Below are 2,713 nucleotides of genomic sequence, written 5' to 3'. Positions count from 1 at the left end.
ATCTTCATCCCTGGCCACAGCGTGATCGGAAGGGTTGCGACGTTGGAGAGCTCAAGCGTCACGTGGCCCGAGAAGCCGGGATCGATGAAGCCTGCAGTGGAGTGGGTGAGCAGTCCCAGACGCCCGAGCGATGACTTGCCCTCGAGTCTGGCGGCGACGTCGTCGGGCAGGGTCACGAGCTCGAATGTCGAGCCCAACGCGAACTCGCCGGGGTGCAGGATGAACGGCTCGTCGGGCGCGACCTCGATGAGTCGCGTGAGGTCGGGCTGGTCGACCGCCGGATCGATGAACGGATACTTGTGGTTGTCGAACAGGCGGAAGAACCGGTCAAGTCGCACGTCGACGCTCGATGGCTGCACCATGTCGGCGTCCCACGGGTCGAGTCCGACCCGACCGGCGGAGATTTCATGGCAGATGTCACGGTCCGAGAGCAGCACGAGGCCAGCCTAGAGGACCCCCTGCTCAGCGTCAGCCGAGCTGGTCCGCGGTGTAATACCAAGTGTCGATGATCTTGGCCTGGCGAGACTGCTCGGCCACGATCTCCGGCCATACGAGGCGCGTGGTCACCGAGCCCGTGTTCGTGAAGTAGTCTTCCGTGCGCGAGAGCGCTGTCTCTGTGCCATTCAGCTCCGCGACAGCGGTTTCGGCTGCAGTTCGGGCAACGACACGGATGTCGGAGAACACCGTCGCTTCGAGCCCGTTGCCGAGGGATCTGATCGTTTCCGGATCGTCACCGACGGTCGTGACGATGATGTCCGACCGGCCGGAATCGGCCAGCGCGGCACGAACGCCGTCGGCGATCTCAGCGGATGCCGTCACCACGGCAGACAGCTTCTCGCCGTCTGCGTACGACGATTCGAGGATCGACGTCATGCGCGCCTGGGCGGCTTCGCTCGAGCTGTCCGTCGTGTCGACATCCTCGCCCTCAATCTGGCCCGAGCCCACGACGAGATCGCCGGACTCGAGATAGGCGGCGAGGCTGTCGCGGACCGAACTGTTGTAGAAGAACCAGTAGTCCCAGTCGTCGATGTCTGCGCCGAAGACTTCGATCCGGAACGGGTCGTCGACCACCACGCCCGTGGGATTGCCCTGTTCGTCGCTGAGCCCGAGAGCAGAAGTAGCAGCGACCGCCGCCTCGTATCCGAACCCGTAGCGGTCTGGAGCGATGAAGAAATCTATGCCGGTCGCATTGATCGGGAGCCGGTCGAGCGCGATGACATCGATGCCGTCAGCCTCTGCCGTCGCCAAGGCGTCGACCAAGCCCTGCTCGTCCGCGGCGGTCACGATCAGCACGTCGACATCGGCCGCGATCAGCTCCTCGATCCGGTCATCCTGCTCGGCGGCATCGGCATAGTCCACGGTGACCGTCACGCCCGCCTCATTGAGAAGCGACTCGAGCGCGTCGCCGGCCATGGTCCACCGCAGCTCGCCGCTTGCCGGGAGCACGACACCGACGGAGCCGCTGGCTGTGCCCTCCAGCGGCGTGAGCGTCGGCGAAGGCAGCGGAGTAGACGTGGCCGTGCAGCCTGCCAGGCCGAATCCCGCCATGACGACGAGAGCAACGAGTGCGCGAGTTCTCACCTCGGTCCTTTCACGATCACCGCGGATGACACGGATGACCGAGCACATATCGCGGGCGACGCGCGAGTTTCTCTCGCGATCGTGCACCGGGCACCAACGGGTGGCGTCCGGGGGGTAAAGCACGCCTGTTGCAGCGGTGAACCGAGGCCTTAGGGGCCGTGAAGGGGTTGCGGGTGATCCCCGGACCCACCTTGATATGCTGGCGGGGCGCCTCGGCGCATGGGGCTGTAGTTCAATGGCAGAACTTCTGCTTCCCAAGCAGACAGCGCGGGTTCGATTCCCGTCAGCCCCTCCAATGCCCTCGCGTGCGGCCACAGGCCGTGCGGGAGGGCATTCGTGTGGTTGCCGTAGGAACCGACCCGCCTGCGGGTGGGCCCACGCCGCCCGAGGCTCCGCGCGCCGCGCAGCGGCGGGTGGAGGGGCGGTGGGGACGATTCCCGTCAGCCCCTCCAATCGCCCGTTGCGCCGCCACCGGCGGTGCGGCGATACGCTCAGGGCATGCGTCCGTTCGTAGGTTTCGCGATTGCCGCCGCTGCCCTTCTGCTCAGCGCCTGCCAGGCAGCCACTCCGGCCTCGGGCCAAGACGAAACACCGATCTCGCCGGAGTCAACGTCCGAACCCGCACCAGCGCCAGACGAAGCCGACTCCATTGTGTTCACGCTCGACGGACTCGAATACCGAATCGATGGCGACGAGTGAACGGTCGCGTTTGAAGTGGAGCCGATGACCGCTTTCCTTACTGAGCTCACCGACGCGGATCCTCAGATCGAGGATGTTGAAGATTGGTGGGGTGGGGAGACCGTCGTCGCCCACCGCTACAGCTGGGAGGGTGCGTCATTCGTCGTCTTTGAAAACTCGACATGGGCTCCAACGGCGATCACGGCACCCTCCATCGGAGGCGTTCCGGTGTCCACCCGCGACGGCATCGCGGTGGGGTCGAGTCGCGAACAGGTTGAAGCTCTTGATCCGCTTGAAGTATGGGATGAGGACGGTGACGGCGCGTTCGACCAGCTCGGTCTCGAGACACGCGTGGTCCCCGATACTCGATCGCTAAGCCTCGATCCACCGATGAAGGTGGGTGACGGTCGGGCGTCGTGACATGGAAATGCCCCTCGGATCAGGGAAAATAGAG

Annotated in this window: 4 protein-coding genes and 1 tRNA gene; 3 read left to right on the top strand and 2 right to left on the bottom strand. The window is 65.1% G+C overall.

Annotated features, from left to right (window positions below; genetic code table 11):
- Together dcd and Q1V87_RS04255 are read right to left on the bottom strand one after the other, a co-directional pair.
- A partial coding sequence (gene dcd / locus Q1V87_RS04260) for a dCTP deaminase (protein ID WP_300590981.1) occupies positions 1-437 on the bottom strand: 437 nt, incomplete at its 3' end.
- Between the two features lie 31 nt (positions 438-468).
- Positions 469-1,581, bottom strand: a complete 1,113-nt coding sequence (locus Q1V87_RS04255; protein ID WP_300590980.1) for a substrate-binding domain-containing protein — start codon at positions 1,579-1,581, stop codon at positions 469-471.
- 221 nt (positions 1,582-1,802) lie between these two features.
- On the opposite strand from Q1V87_RS04255, the gene Q1V87_RS04250 reads away from it, so the two are divergent.
- The 3 genes from Q1V87_RS04250 (at position 1,803) to Q1V87_RS04240 (ending at position 2,679) form a co-directional block, all read left to right on the top strand.
- Positions 1,803-1,876: transfer RNA gene (locus Q1V87_RS04250), tRNA-Gly, on the top strand.
- Between the two features lie 203 nt (positions 1,877-2,079).
- On the top strand, positions 2,080-2,280 hold the full coding sequence (locus tag Q1V87_RS04245) for a hypothetical protein (RefSeq protein WP_300590978.1): 201 nt from the start codon (positions 2,080-2,082) through the stop codon (positions 2,278-2,280).
- 24 nt (positions 2,281-2,304) lie between these two features.
- Entirely contained in the window at positions 2,305-2,679 is a 375-nt protein-coding gene (locus Q1V87_RS04240; protein ID WP_300590977.1) for a hypothetical protein, read from the top strand.
- Positions 2,680-2,713: the final 34 nt, after the last annotated feature.

This window comes from Microbacterium sp., from assembly GCF_030149085.1.
Classification (GTDB): domain Bacteria; phylum Actinomycetota; class Actinomycetes; order Actinomycetales; family Microbacteriaceae; genus Microbacterium.
Note: the sequence above shows the minus strand (reverse complement) of the source record. Positions and strands in the feature narration are given on the sequence as shown.

Coding starts and splice junctions, on each gene's coding strand:
- Q1V87_RS04245 (WP_300590978.1), top strand. CDS start 2,080: ATGCGTCCGTTCGTAGGTTTCGCGATTGCCGCCGCTGCCCTTCTGCTC.
- Q1V87_RS04240 (WP_300590977.1), top strand. CDS start 2,305: ATGACCGCTTTCCTTACTGAGCTCACCGACGCGGATCCTCAGATCGAG.